At 63.8% G+C, this 17266-nt stretch carries 18 protein-coding genes; 10 read left to right on the forward strand and 8 right to left on the reverse strand.

Features of this window, described 5'->3' with window-relative positions; all coding sequences use genetic code 11:
* Positions 1–2 precede the first annotated feature (2 nt).
* From nadA to hflX, 6 genes are all read left to right on the forward strand, one after another.
* Positions 3–965, forward strand: a complete 963-nt coding sequence (gene nadA / locus VFO25_09670) for a quinolinate synthase NadA (GenBank protein ID HET9343167.1) — start codon at positions 3–5, stop codon at positions 963–965.
* Positions 966–1036: 71 nt separating this feature from the next.
* Positions 1037–2596, forward strand: a complete 1560-nt coding sequence (gene nadB / locus VFO25_09675) for an L-aspartate oxidase (protein HET9343168.1) — start codon at positions 1037–1039, stop codon at positions 2594–2596.
* Positions 2596–3516, forward strand: coding sequence for a carboxylating nicotinate-nucleotide diphosphorylase (nadC, locus tag VFO25_09680; protein ID HET9343169.1), 921 nt, complete (start codon positions 2596–2598; stop codon positions 3514–3516). The genes nadB and nadC overlap by 1 nt, the downstream gene beginning before the upstream one ends.
* Positions 3517–3518: 2 nt before the next feature.
* Positions 3519–3905 carry a hypothetical protein gene (locus tag VFO25_09685; protein HET9343170.1) on the forward strand — a complete coding sequence of 129 codons (387 nt, stop codon included), beginning with the start codon at positions 3519–3521 and terminating at the stop codon, positions 3903–3905.
* Between the two features lie 76 nt (positions 3906–3981).
* Positions 3982–4377 carry a hypothetical protein gene (locus VFO25_09690; GenBank protein HET9343171.1) on the forward strand — a complete coding sequence of 132 codons (396 nt, stop codon included), beginning with the start codon at positions 3982–3984 and terminating at the stop codon, positions 4375–4377.
* Positions 4378–4454: 77 nt separating this feature from the next.
* Positions 4455–5540 (forward strand): GTPase HflX, encoded by a 1086-nt coding sequence (gene hflX / locus VFO25_09695; GenBank protein HET9343172.1) that lies wholly within the window; start codon positions 4455–4457, stop codon positions 5538–5540.
* Positions 5541–5586: 46 nt separating this feature from the next.
* Here the strand turns inward: hflX and VFO25_09700 are convergent, their stop codons facing one another.
* Complete coding sequence (locus tag VFO25_09700) at positions 5587–6120, reverse strand: DUF1697 domain-containing protein (GenBank protein ID HET9343173.1); 534 nt, start codon at positions 6118–6120, stop codon at positions 5587–5589.
* A gap of 209 nt (positions 6121–6329) precedes the next feature.
* Between VFO25_09700 and VFO25_09705 the strand changes: the two genes are divergently transcribed.
* The gene (locus VFO25_09705) at positions 6330–6917 is read left to right on the forward strand and encodes a hypothetical protein (protein ID HET9343174.1); all 588 of its coding nucleotides are present in this window, start codon (positions 6330–6332) and stop codon (positions 6915–6917) included.
* A gap of 3 nt (positions 6918–6920) precedes the next feature.
* On the opposite strand, the gene VFO25_09710 is transcribed toward VFO25_09705, so the two are convergent.
* Together VFO25_09710 and VFO25_09715 are read right to left on the reverse strand one after the other, a co-directional pair.
* Complete coding sequence (locus VFO25_09710; GenBank protein HET9343175.1) at positions 6921–7544, reverse strand: methylated-DNA--[protein]-cysteine S-methyltransferase; 624 nt, start codon at positions 7542–7544, stop codon at positions 6921–6923.
* Positions 7541–8701 carry a P1 family peptidase gene (locus VFO25_09715; GenBank protein HET9343176.1) on the reverse strand — a complete coding sequence of 387 codons (1161 nt, stop codon included), beginning with the start codon at positions 8699–8701 and terminating at the stop codon, positions 7541–7543. Before VFO25_09715 ends, VFO25_09710 begins: the two co-directional genes overlap by 4 nt.
* Positions 8702–8797: 96 nt before the next feature.
* Between VFO25_09715 and VFO25_09720 the strand changes: the two genes are divergently transcribed.
* Complete coding sequence (locus tag VFO25_09720) at positions 8798–9889, forward strand: SpoIID/LytB domain-containing protein (protein ID HET9343177.1); 1092 nt, start codon at positions 8798–8800, stop codon at positions 9887–9889.
* 99 nt (positions 9890–9988) lie between these two features.
* Here VFO25_09720 and dacB read toward each other — a convergent pair whose 3' ends face one another.
* The 4 genes from dacB to VFO25_09740 all read right to left on the reverse strand — a co-directional run bounded on the left by dacB (position 9989) and on the right by VFO25_09740 (position 14369).
* Positions 9989–11554, reverse strand: a complete 1566-nt coding sequence (dacB, locus tag VFO25_09725) for a D-alanyl-D-alanine carboxypeptidase/D-alanyl-D-alanine-endopeptidase (protein ID HET9343178.1) — start codon at positions 11552–11554, stop codon at positions 9989–9991.
* Positions 11555–11573: 19 nt separating this feature from the next.
* Positions 11574–12527, reverse strand: a complete 954-nt coding sequence (locus VFO25_09730) for a hypothetical protein (protein ID HET9343179.1) — start codon at positions 12525–12527, stop codon at positions 11574–11576.
* 85 nt (positions 12528–12612) lie between these two features.
* Positions 12613–14094: a TonB family protein gene (locus tag VFO25_09735; GenBank protein HET9343180.1), complete on the reverse strand. Its 1482-nt coding sequence runs from the start codon at positions 14092–14094 to the stop codon at positions 12613–12615.
* Positions 14091–14369 (reverse strand): hypothetical protein, encoded by a 279-nt coding sequence (locus VFO25_09740; GenBank protein HET9343181.1) that lies wholly within the window; start codon positions 14367–14369, stop codon positions 14091–14093. Before VFO25_09740 ends, VFO25_09735 begins: the two co-directional genes overlap by 4 nt.
* A gap of 58 nt (positions 14370–14427) precedes the next feature.
* Here VFO25_09740 and meaB point away from each other — a divergent pair, with 58 nt between their 5' ends.
* Both meaB and VFO25_09750 read left to right on the forward strand, forming a co-directional pair.
* Positions 14428–15420, forward strand: coding sequence for a methylmalonyl Co-A mutase-associated GTPase MeaB (gene meaB / locus VFO25_09745; protein ID HET9343182.1), 993 nt, complete (start codon positions 14428–14430; stop codon positions 15418–15420).
* A 212-nt stretch (positions 15421–15632) separates the two neighbouring features.
* Positions 15633–15809 (forward strand): hypothetical protein, encoded by a 177-nt coding sequence (locus tag VFO25_09750; GenBank protein ID HET9343183.1) that lies wholly within the window; start codon positions 15633–15635, stop codon positions 15807–15809.
* 82 nt (positions 15810–15891) lie between these two features.
* Here VFO25_09750 and VFO25_09755 read toward each other — a convergent pair whose 3' ends face one another.
* Positions 15892–17265 carry an MBL fold metallo-hydrolase gene (locus VFO25_09755; protein HET9343184.1) on the reverse strand — a complete coding sequence of 458 codons (1374 nt, stop codon included), beginning with the start codon at positions 17263–17265 and terminating at the stop codon, positions 15892–15894.
* Position 17266: the final 1 nt, after the last annotated feature.

The raw sequence follows: 17266 nt of genomic DNA on the forward strand, positions 1-17266 counted from the left end.
CTATGGCGATAGCGTTGCCGACCGACGACGGCACGACCGAACGCCGGATCACCCCCGAATTGCGTTCTCTCCAAGCGCGCATCCGCGACCTCGCGAAGCGGAAGAACGCGGTCATCCTCGCGCACATCTATCAACGGCTCGAAGTGCAAGAGATCGCCGACTTCATCGGCGACAGCCTCAACCTGAGCCGCGAGGCGCAGAAGACGAAAGCCGATATGATCGTGTTCTGCGGCGTCCATTTCATGGCGGAGACAGCGAAGCTGCTTAATCCGACGCGCACCGTGCTGCTTCCGGACATGAAAGCGGGCTGCGGTATGGCCGACATGATCACCGGCGACATGGCGCGCGCCTTCCGGGCGAAGCATCCGGGTCTACCGCTCGTCTCGTACGTCAACACGTACGCCGAGGTGAAAGCCGAATCCGATATCTGCTGCACGTCGACGAACGCCGTCAGGATCGTGCAGTCGCTGCCCGATCACGAAGTGCTTTTCGCACCCGATAAGTTCTTGGGAGCGTACGTTCAAAAGCACACGCCGGACAAGAAGCTGATCTGCTGGGACGGCTATTGCCCGACGCACTTCGTCATCCGGCCCGAGATGGTTCTCGCGCGCAAGCAGTTGTCACCGAATGCGCTCGTGCTCGCGCATCCTGAGTGCTCGCCGGAAGTGCTCGAGCTCGCCGACTTCGTCGGAAGCACGCAAGCGATGATGGATTACGCCGGCAAGAGCACGCAACGCGAGTTCATCATCCTCACCGAAGCCGGTCTGCTCCTTCGGCTCAAGGATCTCTATCCGGAGAAGCGCTTCTACTCGATCGCCCCATGCCCGCATTGCCCGTACATGAAGTTCGTCGAGCTCGAGAAAGTGCTCGCATGCCTCGAGGGCGACCTCAACCCGATCGAGATCCCGACGGAGACGATGATCCGCGCGCGCTCGAGCATCGAGCGCATGGTCTCCGTTGTCTGACGCCGGAATCTCTGCAATGAGTGTCGGGGAGCGGTCGAGATTTATCTCGACCGCCGCGGTCTTGCGATAAGATGATCCGCACGGATGTGCTCGTCATCGGGTCGGGAGCGGCAGGGCTGCTGCTCGCGCTCCGCTGCGCGTCGCAAGGTCAGTCTGTCGCGCTCGCGACCAAGGGCACGATCGAAGAATCGAACACCGCTTGGGCGCAAGGCGGCGTCGCGGCCGCGCTCGACCTCGAAGAAGACTCTCCGCTCGCGCATTTCCAAGACACGCTTGTCGCCGGCGCCGGCCTGTGCGATGAACGCGCCGCGGCGATCGTCGCCGCTGAAGCGCCGCAGCGAGTCGACGAATTGCTCAGGTTGGGCGTCGCCTTCGATCTCGGATCGGGCGGCGCGCTCGATCTTACGAAGGAAGCGGCGCATAGCGCAAAGCGCGTCGCTCACGCCGCCGACGCGACGGGCCGTGCCATCTCGAACACGCTCGCCTCGCGCGCCCTTCGCCACCCGAACATCAGCGTTCTCGAACGATCGATCGCGGTCGAGCTCATCGTCGATTCCGACGGATGCCATGGCGCGTGGCTGCTCGTCGACGGGCGTCTCGTTTCAGTGCTCGCATCGGCAGCGACCACGCTCGCAACCGGCGGAAGCGGACGCATCTTCGCCCGGACGACGAACCCGCCCGGCGCGACCGCCGACGGCCTTCACCTCGCGCTCGCCGCCGGCGGCCGGCTCGCCGATCTCGAATTCACGCAATTCCATCCCACCGCACTCGCCGTTGCGGGCGCCCCGGCGCTCCTCGTCTCCGAGGCTGCGCGAGGCGAGGGCGGCATCATCATCGATGCGAAGGGGCGGCGTTTTTGTTTCGATGCCGACCCGCGCGGTGAGCTCGCGCCGCGCGACATCGTCGCTCGCGCGATCTACCGCCAGCTGCAAACCGACCCGGCCGGCGGCGTCTGGCTCGACCTCAAGCCGATCGGTACTCCCGAAGCCATCCGCTCCCGCTTCCCGAATATCGCCGCCGCATGCGCGCGCTTCGGCATCGACATCGGCGCATCGCCTATTCCGGTCTCGCCCGCCGCTCACTATCATATGGGCGGGGTCCTCACCGATCTGTGGGGCCGTACGGCCGTGGATTCGCTCTATGCGATCGGCGAATGCGCGTGCACCGGGTTGCACGGTGCAAATCGTCTCGCGAGTAATTCGCTCGCCGAGTGTCTCGTCTTCGCGTCGCGCGCCGCCGAAGATATCGCGAAGACGATGAGCAGCGACTTCGATGAAGCTCGCGCGACTTCGCCTCCGGCTTTCGTCGAGGCGTGTGACGACGTCGAAAAGGTCCGCACGCTTGCGTGGAATGCCGCTGGTCTCATCCGCGACGGCACAGAACTTCGTCGCGCCGCCGATGCGATGTCCGCGATTCCGCTCGTCCGACGCCCGCTCGACCGCAGTGCGCTCGAGGCGCGAAGCATTTTGACGGCGGCGACGCACGTCGCGAAGGCCGCGCTCATCCGCGAAGAGAGCCGTGGGAGTCAATATCGCTCGGACTATCCGGAGCGCGACGATGCGCACTGGCGCGCGCGAATCGTGTGGAGCTCCGGCGGCCAGACGCTCATGCCGGTCGAGGTCCCCGCTTGATGGCGGACGTCAGTATGCGCAGCGGCAGGCATCCTTTTCTCACGTCCGAGCCGTTCGTTCCCATGGATGCATCTGCGGCCACGATGTTCGACACGATCATCAAGAGCGCTCTCGCCGAGGACGTCGGTTCGGGCGACATCACGTCGCGTGCGGTCGTCGACGCGGAAGCACGTTGGAGCGGCCGCATCGTCGCGCGTGCGGCGGGTGTCGTGGCTGGCCTCGGCATCGCCGCGCGGACCTTCGCGCTCGTCGATCCGTCGACGAAGGTCGAGCTGGCCGTCGCCGACGGATCGAAAGTCGATGCCGGTTCGGTGCTCGCGAATGTCAACGGAGGGGCGCGAAGTCTGCTGACGGCCGAGCGAGTCGCGTTGAATTTCCTTGGCAGACTCTCGGGTATCGCGACCCTCACGCGTCGCTACGTCGATGCGACCGCGGGCACGAGCACCAAGATCACCGACACGCGCAAGACGACACCAGGATTGCGCGCTCTCGAACGCTATGCCGTTCGCGCGGGCGGGGGCGTCAACCATCGATTCGGGCTCGCGGACGCGGTACTCGTCAAGGACAATCACATCGCGGCGGTCGGGTCGGTGAAGGAAGCGGTGCACCATGCACGGGCTGGAGTCGGTCCGGGTGTCGTCGTGGAGATAGAATGCGATCGCCTCGACCAGGTCTCCGAAGCGCTCGAGGCAGGCGCCGATTCGGTCTTGCTCGATAACATGGACGCGGTGACGATGCGAAAGGCCGTCGATCTTGCGCGCGGCAAGGCGATCGTCGAGGCGTCCGGCGGTATGACGCTCGAACGCGTCGCGGAAACGGCGGCTGCGGGGGTCGATGTCATCTCGGTCGGTGCATTGACGCACAGCGCACCGGCGCTCGACGTGGCGCTCGATTTCGACGCGGCTCGCGGCAGAGGTTGACGATGGACGAGAAGAACGCCGAGCGGCAAAAGGATTGGGTCAACGCGCATATGGGGCGGTCGTCGAAGGAGACCGCGCATCGGCTCCTGACGACCGATCAGCCGCGACCGCCCGAGGATGCACCGATCTTGCACCTGCGGGGCGTCCGCGCGCGGTGCGTCGCGGGCGGGGCGTCGAACTTCTGGATCGTCAAATCCGAGGCGGCGGAGCCCGTCCTGGACGGCGACTTTCCGTTGACCGGAATGTCGCCGACGGCGCTCTTCGTCCAAGTGCCGCGCTTCAATTACCTGCCGTACGCCGTGCGCCGGGCTGACCTCACTCCGGATAACCATACGATTTCGGGCGACACGGCGCCGCTCGAGGCGGCGATGCGGGAGGTCTACGGATAACCCCCGAAACGCCACGCCAGGACCAACCACGCGTTGGCGCGCGCGTCCGAACACCGGTTGTGCACAGGAGGCGTTCGTGAGCAAACCCATCGAGCCCGAACACGTCTTGCTCGAATTTTATACCATCTGCTCGTTCCAACCTGATCCCGAACCGGCGTCGCAGCCACTTCCCCTCTTCGTCCTGGGGTACCGTGAAGGCAGCGAGCCGGTTTTCGTTTGGCTCGTCGACAAGAATCATTTCGACGGGTCGCGCCTCACAAGAGATTCCTACTGGCTGCATGCGCTCGGCAATCTCGAGGAGTACTTCTTCAAGAAGCTCTCCAAGTGCGTCGCTGAGGAAGGTTGCGTGCGGGGCGGCATCGAGCTGCTCGTCTCGACGTATCAGAAGCAGTTATCGTTCTCGCCGCTGACGCCGGTCGCCGATCACGCCTTTGGGCTGCGGCGCGCCGAGCCGGAGCTCGCGACCGCCTGATCTGCTGGCTTCGAAAACCGTCCTGCGGTCGACCCTGAAGGTCGACCGCTTCGTTTTTAGCAAATGGCGCTGATCGTATGGCACGTCTTCATAGCACCGCGCCCGCGAGACCGCGCGCACTTCTCGTCGGGGTCGATACCGGCGAAGATCGCGCCCTCTTCGACGTCGAGATGGATGAGCTCGACGCGCTCGCTCGTGCGAGCGGCATCGAGCCCGTCGGCCGCATGGTTCAGCGTCGCCCGGCGGTCGATCCGTCGACGCTCATCGGTTCGGGCAAGGTGGCCGACGTCATCGAGGCGGCGACGCAGTCGAAAGCCGAACTCGTCGTCACTCTCAACGCGCTGCGCCCCCGCCAGCGCACCGCTCTTGAAAAGGCCCTCGGCGATTCGATCGCCGTCACCGACCGTACCGTCGTCATCCTCGACATCTTCGCGCAGCACGCGCGGACGAACGAGGGCAAGCTCCAAGTCGAGCTCGCGCAGTTGCGCCATCGCGCTGCGAACCTCATCGGGGCGCGCGATTCGCTGTCGCGGCTCGGCGGCGGCGTCGGCACGCGGGGGCCTGGCGAAACGAAGCTCGAGACGGATAGACGCAAGATCCGCCTTCGCATATCGCACCTCGAAGGGCAGCTCAAAGAAGTAAGCCTGCGGCGACGCGAGCAGCGGCGCAGTCGCGAAGGAACGCCGCTCATCGCCCTGGTCGGTTACACGAATGCGGGGAAGTCGTCGCTACTCAACGCGCTGACCTCCGGCCGCGACGCACTAGTCGCTGATCAGCCATTTGCAACGCTCGACCCGACCCTTCGCAAGCTCCGCTTCGACGATGGTGATGAAGTCGTGCTCGCGGATACGGTCGGCTTCATCAGCGATCTGCCGAAGGAGTTGCTCAACGCATTTCGAGCGACACTCGAAGAGGTGACGAGTGCGACGCTGTTGCTTCACGTGATCGATGCGAGCAATCCGTTCTGGGAGCGTCAGCGTGAATCGGTCGAGGCGATCCTCGAGCAGTTGGGCGCAGCGGAAAAGCCGACGGTCATCGTTTGGAACAAGACGGACATCGCTGAAGCCGTGCATCCGCACGAAGGCATCGCGGTATCGGCGAAGACCGGAAAGGGTCTGCGCGAACTGAAGGTCACGCTCGCACGCGAGATCACCAAGACGTAATGACGTGCGGTGCGCCCACTCAACGTGGGCAGCTACCGCACGCTTTTCACGTTGCCATTTCGAGCAGCTTTGAAACGGTGTTCCAATTGCGCACGGTAGCGCCCACTCCGAGCATGCGCTCGAATGTCGTCGCGAGCTTGGAACGGCCAAACCCATCGGGACAATAGAGGTATAGCTCTTTCGCAATGTGATGGAACCGGTCTCGGCCCCAGTCGACGGCTGCGAGCGCCTTCACGCGTTCCGCCTTCGGACTCTCTACGAGGAATGCGACGCTTAGACGCGCTGTTTCGACCTTTTCCTTGAGGAACGGGTTCTTCGCGGCGACTCCAGCGAGCTCACGTCCTGATCGGACGACGACGCCCACCGGCTTGCCGAGCTCGCGCTGCAGCCGGGCGGCAAGTTTGGCTGCGCACATCTGTGCGCTATCCGCAGCCGAGAAGACGACGTTGCCGCTTTGTATGTACGTCTGTACGCCTTCAAACGCACAGGATGCGCAAAGCTTGCGCAGACGCTCCATACTCATCTGCGTGTTCCCCACGTTGATCCCGCGGATCAGCGCGACGTACTTCGTGGAGTTCACGAACGCTTGCACCGCAACCCGGGGTAGCATTTCATACGAAAGTCATCTCGGGAGCGCCTTCGCACTACTTTCGTCATTCGTTCGCGTTCGCCGTGTATACTATCCACATGTTCAGCTTGAGATTGATTTTCGTCATGTCGCTAAGCGCCCTTTGCGCGATCGCGGCGGCTTGTTCGCCGTCGCAGCCAGTCACGAGTGCACCCGCTATCGTGTCGCTGGAACCAACGGGAGCGCTCGCACCGGATATCCGCATTCCCCTTCAACCCGGCGACCAGATCGGCGTCAATACGTTTCCGGACGGGGACACGTCGAGCGGCGGTCAAGGTCAGAAGATCGACAATCTCCTCGAATGCCACGGGTTCATCAACCAGACGTTCCACATCCACACGCACCTCAGCATCTTCGACCCGACGGGTACGCAGATCATGGTACCGTGGGGTATCGGCCTCGTGCCGCCATGGACGTTCGACCGAGACAATGACGAGATCGCGACTGCGATGTGCGGTTACAACCTGCACACGCATGACCGGTCCGGAGTCATCCATGACGAAGCGAAGACGAATCTCAACCTGACGCTCGGGCAGTTCTTCGATGTCTGGGGCATGCCGCTGTCGAGTTCGAACGTCGCCGGCTACACAGGCACCGTTTGGGTGAAGGTCGTCGTTCCCGGGAACAACATGCCGTGGAGCAACTCGATCGACCCGCGCACCATCCTGCTGAGCGATGACGAACAGATCACGCTGGCGGTCGCCAACAAGGTGAAGAATCCACCCATCTACGACATGTCGAAGTTCTAAAGCTCAACGGCGTCTAGTCTTGTCGGCGCGGCGTTTGGGACCGGGAAGCGTCACGCCTTCACGTTTGAGCAGCTCCCGTTTTCGTTCGATGCCGCTCGATCCGTACGATCCGATCGTTCCGTCCGCTGCGATGACCCGGTGGCAAGGGACGAGCAGCCACAGCGGATTCTTGGCCATCGCGCTCGCCGCGGCGCGGACCGCAAGCGGCCTGCGCGCTTCTCGCGCGAGCCACGAATACGGGCGAGTCTGTCCGCGCGGGATGCGCATCGCTGCGGCGAGCACTTCTTGGAAATATTCCGATGCCCACGACAAGTCGATCGGCACGTCGACGTCGCGAGCGCCCCTCGATGCTTCGACGAGCGATGAGCGGATGAGCGCCGGCACGGGTTTGGCCACGAGCCGCATCTTGAGGCGCTTTTCGATGTCCGCGACGTCGACGTCCGCGTCGTCGACGAAAGCGATGCCGGCATGCGTCCATGCGACCCGTAAGCGATGCTTGCCCACGGCCACCTCGCCCGTCGATCCGCTGCGCCGATATTCGCGTGCGACCGTTCGTTTCGTCTTCGAACGGCCGCGGCGGTCGACCGTTGAGGTCGACCGCTCCATCTTACCTATGCGACGGGTCAACGACCGTATTTCTTCATGATCTTCAGCAGCCGGTCGTGCGGCAGGCCGTAGACCATGTCGCCGTCGCGGCCGACCATCGTCTGCCCGGCGAGCAGCGCGTTGATGACCGCTTCTTCGGTCGCATCCTCGGTCGCGTAGAACACCGGATCGATGTGGTATTGATCGAGGTCGGTGACGCTGAACGTTCGCGCCTCCGGATAGTGCGGCACGACGTTCGCTGTCGAAAACGCGATGATGAGATCGCCGCTGCCCGTCATGGCGTCCGCGCCGGTGCGAGCGAGGCCCAATGCCGCGCGCCTCACCAAACGATCGAGCTGGTCGTGAACGAGCGGCGCGTTCGTCGCGATGACGATGATGACGGAACCGTTTCCATCGGGACCGGCTTTCGGCATGATGTCCGGGATGTTCGCGCCGACCGGTACGCCGTCGATCATGAGCTGACGCCGTCTTCCCGTGTTCGTGTTGACGAGGACTCCGACCGTGTAACCGCCGTCTTGTTGGGCAAGTACGCGCGATGCCGTGCCGATGCCGCCTTTGAACGAGAACGATAGCATGCCGGTGCCAGCGCCGACGCCGCCTTGCGCGATCGGGCCACCCGTCGCGCCGTCGAGCGCTTTCACGGCGTCCTCCGCGGTCGCGTGCCTGCCTTGGATATCGTTGAGGAACTCGTCGTCGCATTCAGCGACGACCGGCAACGGCACGTCGTCAGTGATGCCGATCCCGCTGTTGTGCTCGATCATCCACGAGACGACGCCGTCATCGACGCGCCCGACCGACAATGTGTCGGTGAGCAAGACCGGCACTTCCATCCAGCCGGCTTCATTGACCCACGTCGTGCCCGTCATCTCGCCGTTGCCGTTGAGCGCCCAAGCGGCGGCGAAGACCTTCTTATGCCACACGTCGGCCCGCGGGATCACCGCCGTGACGCCCGTTCGCACGGGGCCGACGCCGGGCACGAGTTTGCCGGATCCCTCGATGTGCGTCACTTGCCCGACGAGAACGCCGGCGACGTCGGTGATAGCATCGTAGCGCCCGGGTGAGAGGGTGCCGATGTGGATCCCGAGCGCCGGCGCTTTGACGTACGGACCGCTCGAGTCGTAGTGCGATAGCGGCAATGTCGCGGCAGCGACGAGCACGGCGATAGGCAGGCTGTTCATGGCGGCCGCAGTTCGTTGCCGCTTAGCCGCGTGCCTCGCGTTTGCGTTGACGAGAGGGGCTGTAACGCATGATTGGTCGAATGCGTTTTACTGTTGATGCGGCGAAGACGGTTTGTCATCGGACTCGGCGCGACGGGCGCTTTCATGCTTTTCGGAAAGCGGAGCGCCGTTGCGTCAGCCGCGGGGGCGCGCCCGATCCGAGTCCGCCTTTTCTCGGGCTACGATCTGCGCAGCGCCGTTATCGGCGGCGTCCGCGTCGATGGTTCGTCCAAGCCGACCGTCGTTTCGCAATCCTCCGGTCCGGTAGACGTCGTAGCGACCACGACTGACGGCAGCGTCATCGAGCGCAATTACGCGGGTACGATACTATCGGCGACGGTTGACGGCGACCTCGTCGTCTACAACGACGTCGACGTCGAATCGTACGTCGCGTCGGTCATGGCGTCGGAGATCAGTTCGAGCTGGCAGTCTGAGGCGCTCAAAGCGCAAGCCATCGCGATCCGAACCTACGGGCTGCGGCGCATGAAGCATACGCGCCCGGCGTCGTACGATGTCACCGATGACACGACGAACCAGGTCTATCACGGCGTCGACGCGATCGTCGGATCGCTGCGCACGGCTGCCAGCGCGACTGCCGGGCTGGTCGTGATGTCCGGCGGTGTGCCTGCGGATGTCTGGTATCACTCTGCGTGCGGCGGCCATACGGCATCATCGAGCGAAATCACGGGCGAGCCGGCACCGCCGTATCTTCAGGGGTATCCCGACAGTGACGGTGGCGGCCATGCCTATTGCGCTGCTTCGCCCTACTATTCTTGGCGCAACTCGCTGCCCGCAAGCGCTCTCGCGAGCGTGGCCGGGGTTGACGCGTTGTCGTCGATCGCTATCTCGCAGCGCTGGCCCGATGGACGCGTGAAGACCGTGCACGTCGTCAGTTCGAGCGGCGCCGCTCAGGATATCGATGGCCACCACTTCTACTCTCGAGCGACCGCCGTGCTCGGTTACAAGGTGGTGCCGAGTTCGTTCTTCGATATCGCATCGTCGGGCGGCGGCTATACGCTGAGCGGCCACGGTGTCGGCCATGGCGTCGGCATGTGCCAGTGGGGCGCGCAAGGCAGAGCGCTCGCCGGCCAAAACGCCGCTGCGATCATCGGCGCCTACTTCCCTGGCACGACAATCCAACAGTTGTAGCGGTCGAGCTTTAGCTCGACCGAGTACGACCTTTCAGTTGGAAGGCCGCGGCGGTCGACCGTAAAGGTCGACCGCTCCATTGTCTTGGACGCTCTTCGCTCACATGCGTGCGATGCGGGCGAGGATATCGTCCTCGCCGGCCCAGATCGCATCGAGTCCTTGCTGCCAGTCGTCGACGAGGAATGCGTACACGACGACGCCATGATGCGCGGTTTCGACGTAGCCCGCGAGTCCGCTTGCGCCTTCTATATATCCATCTTTGCCGCGGACGCGGCCTAGAACGTCGGGCGCAAGGGGGCGATAGCGTACTGTACCGTCAAGAGCGACGCGCGGTAAGAGCGCGGCCTCTGCCTGTGCGTCCGACCCCCGCAGCATCGAACGCAGCGCGGCCGCGAGGGTAGCGGCGGTGACGTAGTCGGCCGCCGAAAGTCCGGATCCGTCGACCAGTGCATTGCGTGGATCGTCGGCACCGATCGATGCGAGGAACGAGTGCTCGGCAGCAAGTCCTCCGTCGAGCGTGCCCGTTCCCGACGCGTTCGCTCCGACGGCTCGCAGGAGCTGCTCGGCGATGTGGTTGTCGCTGTCGCGCGCCATCTGCTGGACGATCGACGCGACCGGCCGAGAGCGGTGCGCCCATAGCGTCGTCGATGCACCGGCAGGTGCTTTGCCGGTCGTCGCGTCGCCGGCGACCGCGACGCCGCCGGAATATGCGAGCGAGCGCAGCACGGTCGCCGCGACCGCTGTCGGTTTTGCGATCGACCGCCAGTATTTCTGAGGTGCGCCGTACGGGATCTGGCCCGAAAGCGCATAGCCCGAGCCGTCCGGCAACGGATCGATGCGCAGTGTGTTGTCGGCATATTCTGAGACCGAGCGGACTCCGCCGACGATCTTGCCGGCCGCACCCGGCGGGTCGACCTGGATCGTCGCGAGACCGCCGTCCGGATCGGGCGTGAGCGTGAACTGCACGGCGCCGTTGTCGATCGTGATCGCGCTCGGCGGCGCGGCCCAACCGTATTCGAGGTCTTCCGCATCCCACGTCTTGTTGACCGCGTCGGGGCCGTAGAGCGATCCATCCGAAACGACAGCGCCGCTGACGACGCCGATGCCCTCATCTTTTAGTCGATGAACGGCGCCGCGCAGATCGTCCGTCGCGAGTTCCGGGTCGCCGCCGCCGACAAGATAAAGGTCGCCGTCGAGCGTGCCGTCGCGGATGGCGCCGTCGGTGACGATCTCGGTCTCGAAACGATGTGTGGGTCCGAGATCGTGAAGCGCAGTCGCCGCGACGACCACTTTGAGCGTCGACGCGGGGACGAGCGGTACGTGCGCGTCGTGTTCGTAGAGAATATGTCCGGTGCGCGCGTCCACGATGACCGCGCCCGTCGTCGCGGGAAAAGCCGCGCCGTTAAGGATCGGTGCGGCGGCACGGACGACCTTCGACTTGTCGGCATCGCTCCACGCCGACCCATGCCGGACGAAGGCGCTCGTGAATGGCGGTGCGGTCGGAATCGTAGGCGTCGGAGCGGCGCTCGGTGCGATGCCGTGCATCGACCGCAGTGCGCGGACGCCGAAGGTGACGACGGCGATGACGACGATGAGGGCAAGGACGAGTCGAAGGCGATGCGCGATGATGCGACGACGCCGCCTGCGCGCAATGCTGCGCGGCACGTTGCGCAGCGGAACGTATCTAGGCGGACGACCTGCCACTCGTGTCTTCCCACCACTCCGGTCGCTCATCCCAGCGCGAGAACCAGTAGACGAGCGACTGCCACTTGCCGAATTGGGCGAACCTGCGTCTGATCTGCTTCTCCGTCGGTCGCTTGCCGCGGAACCATTCGCGCTTCGCGTACGCGATAGTCGCCGAGTCGACGGAGATGTGATCGTACCGTCCGAGCAGGTTCATGAGATAGTGCGCGGACGACTTGCCTATGCCCTTGATGCCGGTGAGCGCTTTGAAAAGCTCGTCGAGCTCCATGCCGCTCGTATCGGCATCGAGTTGGTCGAGGTCGATGTCGCCCGTCTTCACGCGCTTGGCAAGCTCGACGATGTACGGCGACCGATAGCCGGCGCGCACCTTATCGCGCAAGAATCGTTCGCCCTTGTGCGCGACCTGATCCGGGGTCGGCCACGCGCGCAGCGTCGGGTCGGACGGACAAGGATCACCCAGATCCGCGAGGCGGTTGATCATGACGACCGCCTGCTTCCACACGACGTTCGTGCCCAATATCGTCTTGACGACGTCTTCCCAGAGCGACGAGGCGCGCATGAGTCTCCCCGCTCCGGCACGTCGTGCGTCCTTGAGCTCCGGTAGCTTGCTCGCGAGCGCGTAGAAACCGTCGAGGCGCTCGTCGAGGTGAAGCATCGACCTCGCGCGCCGCGCCATCTCGTCGGCGACACCGGGATCGCGGGCGCCGTCGCCTGTCGTCGTGACGAGCACATCGCGATACGTCTTGCGAGCCGAAGCGTCTTCGGTCATCTCGACGAGAAAGATGCGTCCGTCATGCAGGCGTTCGACACGCTGGAGCGTGCGCCGGTCATGGAGCCATCGAAAAGGACGTGTTTGGTACCAGCCGTGACAGATGACCGTGGGAAATAGCCCGAACGGTTTTTTGACGGTGACGCGGACGGTTGCGGATTCCAAGAGCAGGCGGATTCTTTCGCGACTTCAAGGCAAAGCGAAACGTCGTGCACGCCTAAGACGCAACGGAAGCGATTCCCTCTTTGCCCTACAATATGTCGTCTTGGAACTCGTAGTCGAGATGGAACACGCGCATCGGAAAATACGCCGTGTCATGACGCGGCGCGAATTTCGTCTTCATCGCCGCGGTAAGCGCGGCGTTGTCGAGGTCCTCACTCTTCGATGATGATACGACGAGCGCCCCAGCGACGGCGCCGGAATCGTTGACGACGACGTCGATGCCGACTCCCCCGGTGACGTCGGCTGCGAGACTTGCTGCCGGATATAAAGGGTACGACTCGACGAGCGGCGCTTCGAAGCGGCGCGTCTCGACGCGAACGGTCGGCATCGGAAACTTGAGAACGCGTGGGAGCGCACCGGCCGCATCCGGCCGATCGATGAGCTCGTAGTACGTGCCGCATTGCTGTTGGCTGCCATCAGCATATTTCACGCTTGCGACCCAAAACTTGAGCGGATCGTCTCCTGTCCATGGCATCGTGGCGGTGATTCCTGCCTCCCCTTCCTTGTCGAGCGGCGGAACCGTGATGGAGTCCCACGGCACGATCACGGTTGCGAGGCCAGCATCGTAGAACTCGACGGTGGCCGAGACGATGTCTACACGCTTCGCCGTGAAGCTCATCTCGTACCAATCGGGTCCCCCTTTTGGCCCAACGTTGACGAGCACCATTTTCGTTACGTTGAGGGGACAACTCGGTTTCGGCGGCGATAGCGCAGGACCGCCGTCCACGCGGAACGTGTAGACGATGAGGTAGTCCAGAGAAATCGCGACTCCATCTCTCGTCGCGGGCTTGAATGTCGAGCGCTGTGCGGCATCGAGCGCGGCAAGATCGATGTCATCGTCCTGCGACGACTCCCAGATCATTGCGCGCGAAGTCTGGCCGTCGGGCGCGACCGTGATGCGTATGGTGACGTCTCCTTGCACGCCCGCATCTCTCTCGGCGGCCGGATACGTCGGCTCAACTCTGTTCTTGAAACTGGCGTCCGTCAAGGTATGATCGATGGTCGAAGTGGTGGCGATGGCACCATTGAACGGATGTTTCTGCGCGTTGAGCACTTCAAACCCCCACGGATTATTGTCAGTCGCGTTGAGTTCGACTTGTTGGCCGACGCACGGCGCCGGACTCTGACCAGGTGCCGGCGACACCGCGTCGACCGATGCGGCGACGATGTCGGCCTTTCGCCGGTCGAACGCGCCGAATGCGCTCGGCACGTCGCCCTTGTACGCCGGTTGCTTAATCGTCACGTCGGTCCACGGCAGCTTGAAGGAGCTCCCATTGGACAGCTTGACTGACAGCTCTGCGTTCGTTCCGGTTTGAGGGTCGCCATTCAATCGCACGGCATACGAAACGAAGTCGTGCGCGGAAGATTGCGCACCGAAGACGACCGACCGCAGCTGAAGAGAGCAATCGGCGGCTGTCGCCCGGATCGGCACAAGACTGAGTGCGACCACCACTGCGGCGATGATCATCCGCACCGATGCGCCCATACGGTAGTTAGATATCTTGCTCACGGCACGATGACCGGTGACGACCTGTGATGCGTCACGACTTCGTCGAGCTTCGTATCCGGTGCGGAGTTGCCGTGGATCACGAACTCCGCTCCCGTCACATCCGGCTCGACGTCAAGCGTGACGCGATACATCGTCTCCTTGCCGGACAGCCCGTGACCGGCGGCCGAAAACGCGGCTATCGAAGCCGAACATTCCTCGGCCCGCGAAGTCTGCGGTGAGAGCGCTAGTGCCAATGCGACGAAGGCGATGGATGATAGCAGCGATCTTACAAGCACCTGATGCTCCTCGATGCGAGCGCAGGCGCTCGCGAACACCTCCGGGAATCACCGACGCGTGACGACGGCCGCCGCTTCGACAGAAAGCGAACGGAAAGGAATCGACCTCGCGAAGCGCGTTCTCAACGGAGACTGGCGCGCACTCGCACGCTCCATTTCGCTCATCGAGAACGACGACCCCGCTGCCGCCGCGCTCGTCGCGATGCTCTACCCGAGGACCGGTCACGCGCAGGTCATCGGCGTCACGGGACCACCCGGCGCCGGGAAAAGCACGCTCGTCGACGTCCTCGCCGCGCTCATACGTAAGGAAGAGCGGACGGTCGGTATCGTCGCTGTCGATCCATCGAGTCCGTTCACCGGCGGCGCGGTGCTCGGCGACCGTGTTCGGATGCAGCGTCACGCCGGCGATCCCGGCGTCTTCATCAGAAGCATGGCTTCACGCCGCAGCGCCGGCGGCCTCGCTCCGGCGACGCGCGACGTCGTCCGCGCACTCGATGCGTTCGGCCGCGACATTATCCTCGTCGAGACGGTCGGCGTCGGCCAGATCGAGCTCGAGATCATGAAGGTCGCCGACACCGTCGTCGTCGTGACCGTTCCCGGCCTCGGTGACGGCGTCCAGACGATCAAAGCCGGCCTGCTCGAGATCGCCGACTGCTTCGTCGTCAACATGGCCGATAGGCCGGGCGCGCATCAGACGGTCGCGGACCTTAAGATCATGCTGACGCTCGGCGGCGCCGAGGAGCGGCGACGCCGCTGGAAGCCGCCCGTCCTAGAGACGATCGCGACCGAAGGCGTCGGCATCGACAAGCTCTGGATCGCATGTCAGCAGCACCATCAAGTGCTCGAGGCCGACGAACGGATGGGGCGCTCGCACGACCGCCTTCGCGATGAAGTGGTCGAGGCGGTGCAGCGCCGGATAGGCGCCTACGTCGCCGGGCAATTGTCGAGCGACGGCTCAATGGAGCCCGTCCTCGCGGCGGTGCTGCGCCGCGAAATCGATCCGCGCGCGGCCGCCGATCGCATCGTCGCTCAGCATCTCAAAGCGGAATAAAGAAGCCTCGCGAACTGCTTAGGCCGCGGCGGTCGAGCTAAAGCTCGACCGCTACAGGAGCCATGTGTTCCGCTAGGCGGAAAGATGATTCCACCGGGCAACATTGGTAATAAAGTTTCACGCGCATTACTAGTGGATAGAATAAACTTACCTTAGAGCGCCGCGACCTATCCGGCGACTGAATCCAAGGCACCAAGAGAGCGAGGGCGACCATGGACAGGACGAAGATACAAAACGACGAGTTGACCGACGCCGACGTCTTACGCGTCGATCCGGTGCACGAATACGAGCGGCGCTACCACATGCGCGAAGTCTCGGAAAGCATACTGTCGCGCGTGGGCGACGATTCGGATCCGCGAGTCGCTCAGGGACGGCCGACCGGTCCCTGACATCTGTAACGGTGGTCCTCAAAGACGCGCCGAGCACGGACTGCTCGGCGCGTCGCTATTTTCTGCTGTCCACCGAGGCCGATCAGATCGTGACGGTTTTGCCTTGCACCGCCGGCTGAGCATTGAGGCCGTATTGCGCGCTTATCGCCTTGGCAAGCGAAGCCGCCGCGGGCGGATCAGCGTGGACGATGTAGACGTCCGGCTTGCTATGGAACTCGCCGAACCATCGGAGCAGCTCTGAGCGATCGGCGTGCGCCGAGAATCCGTCGATGTGCGCTATCTGCGCGTTAACGTCGACCGGCACGCCGAACACCTTTACTTGCTTAGGGCCGCCGAGGAGCACCCGTCCGAGCGTGCCCGGTCCTTGGAAGCCGACGAAGCACACGGTGTCGTTCGCACGCGGAAGTCTGTTGCGCAGATAGTGGAGCACGCGCCCGCCGTTCGCCATGCCGCTCGAAGAGATGACGATCGCGTCGCTCTTGATGTCGTTGATCTTCATCGAATCGGCCGCGCTCTGCGTGTTCGTGACGCCTTGCGCGCCGAGACTCGTGTCCTTTGGCCCGAACCGTTCCTTAGGATTGAAGCGCATCGCTTCGGGATGACGCTCCATGATCGCATCGGCTTCGATGCCCATCGGGCTATCGACATAGACCTTCACCGCCGGAATCGCGGACGACCGTTGCAGCTGACCGATCGCGTAAAGTATCTCTTGCGTGCGCCCGACCGCGAATGACGGAATGACCAGCACACCATGGCGCGCCATCGCCGCGACGATGACTTCGCCCAGGTCCGCTTGCGGATCGCTCGCCGGATGTAAGCGGTCGCCGTACGTCGACTCGCACAGCACGACATCGCTTTCGGCGATCGGCGACGGATCGCATAGGAGCGGGCGGCCATACCGTCCGAGGTCGCCTGTGAACGTGAGCTTGCGAGTGTCGAACCAGAACTCGGTGATCGCCGAACCGAGGATATGGCCGGCGTCGACGAGTCGGAAGCGGCAGCCGGCGATGTCCGGACGCATCTCACCGTACTCGACGGGACGGAAAGCTGCAGTCACCTTCGCGACGTCGTCGGCCGTGTAGAGCGCCTTCGTGTGAAGACCGCGGTCCGGGTGCTTGGCAGCGCGAAGCGCCTCTTCTTCTTGCAGGTGCGCGGAGTCGCGCAGGACGAGCCCGGCGACTTCCGCGGTCGCCGCCGTGCAATAGATCGGTCCTTTGAATCCTTGCTGCGCGAGTGCCGGCAGATATCCGCAATGATCGAGATGACCGTGCGACAGGACGACCGCGTCGAGATGTTTCGGATCGACCGGAGGCGGCGTCCAGTTGCGCTCCTCGAGCTCGCGCAAACCCTGGAACATGCCGCAGTCGAGCAGCACGCGTGCACCCGAGTCGGTCTCGAGCAGATGCTTGCTGCCGGTGACGACGCCGGCGGCACCGTAGAACGTCAGTCGCGCCATC

This window comes from Candidatus Eremiobacteraceae bacterium, from assembly GCA_035710745.1.
Lineage (GTDB): Bacteria > Vulcanimicrobiota > Vulcanimicrobiia > Eremiobacterales > Eremiobacteraceae > JANWLL01.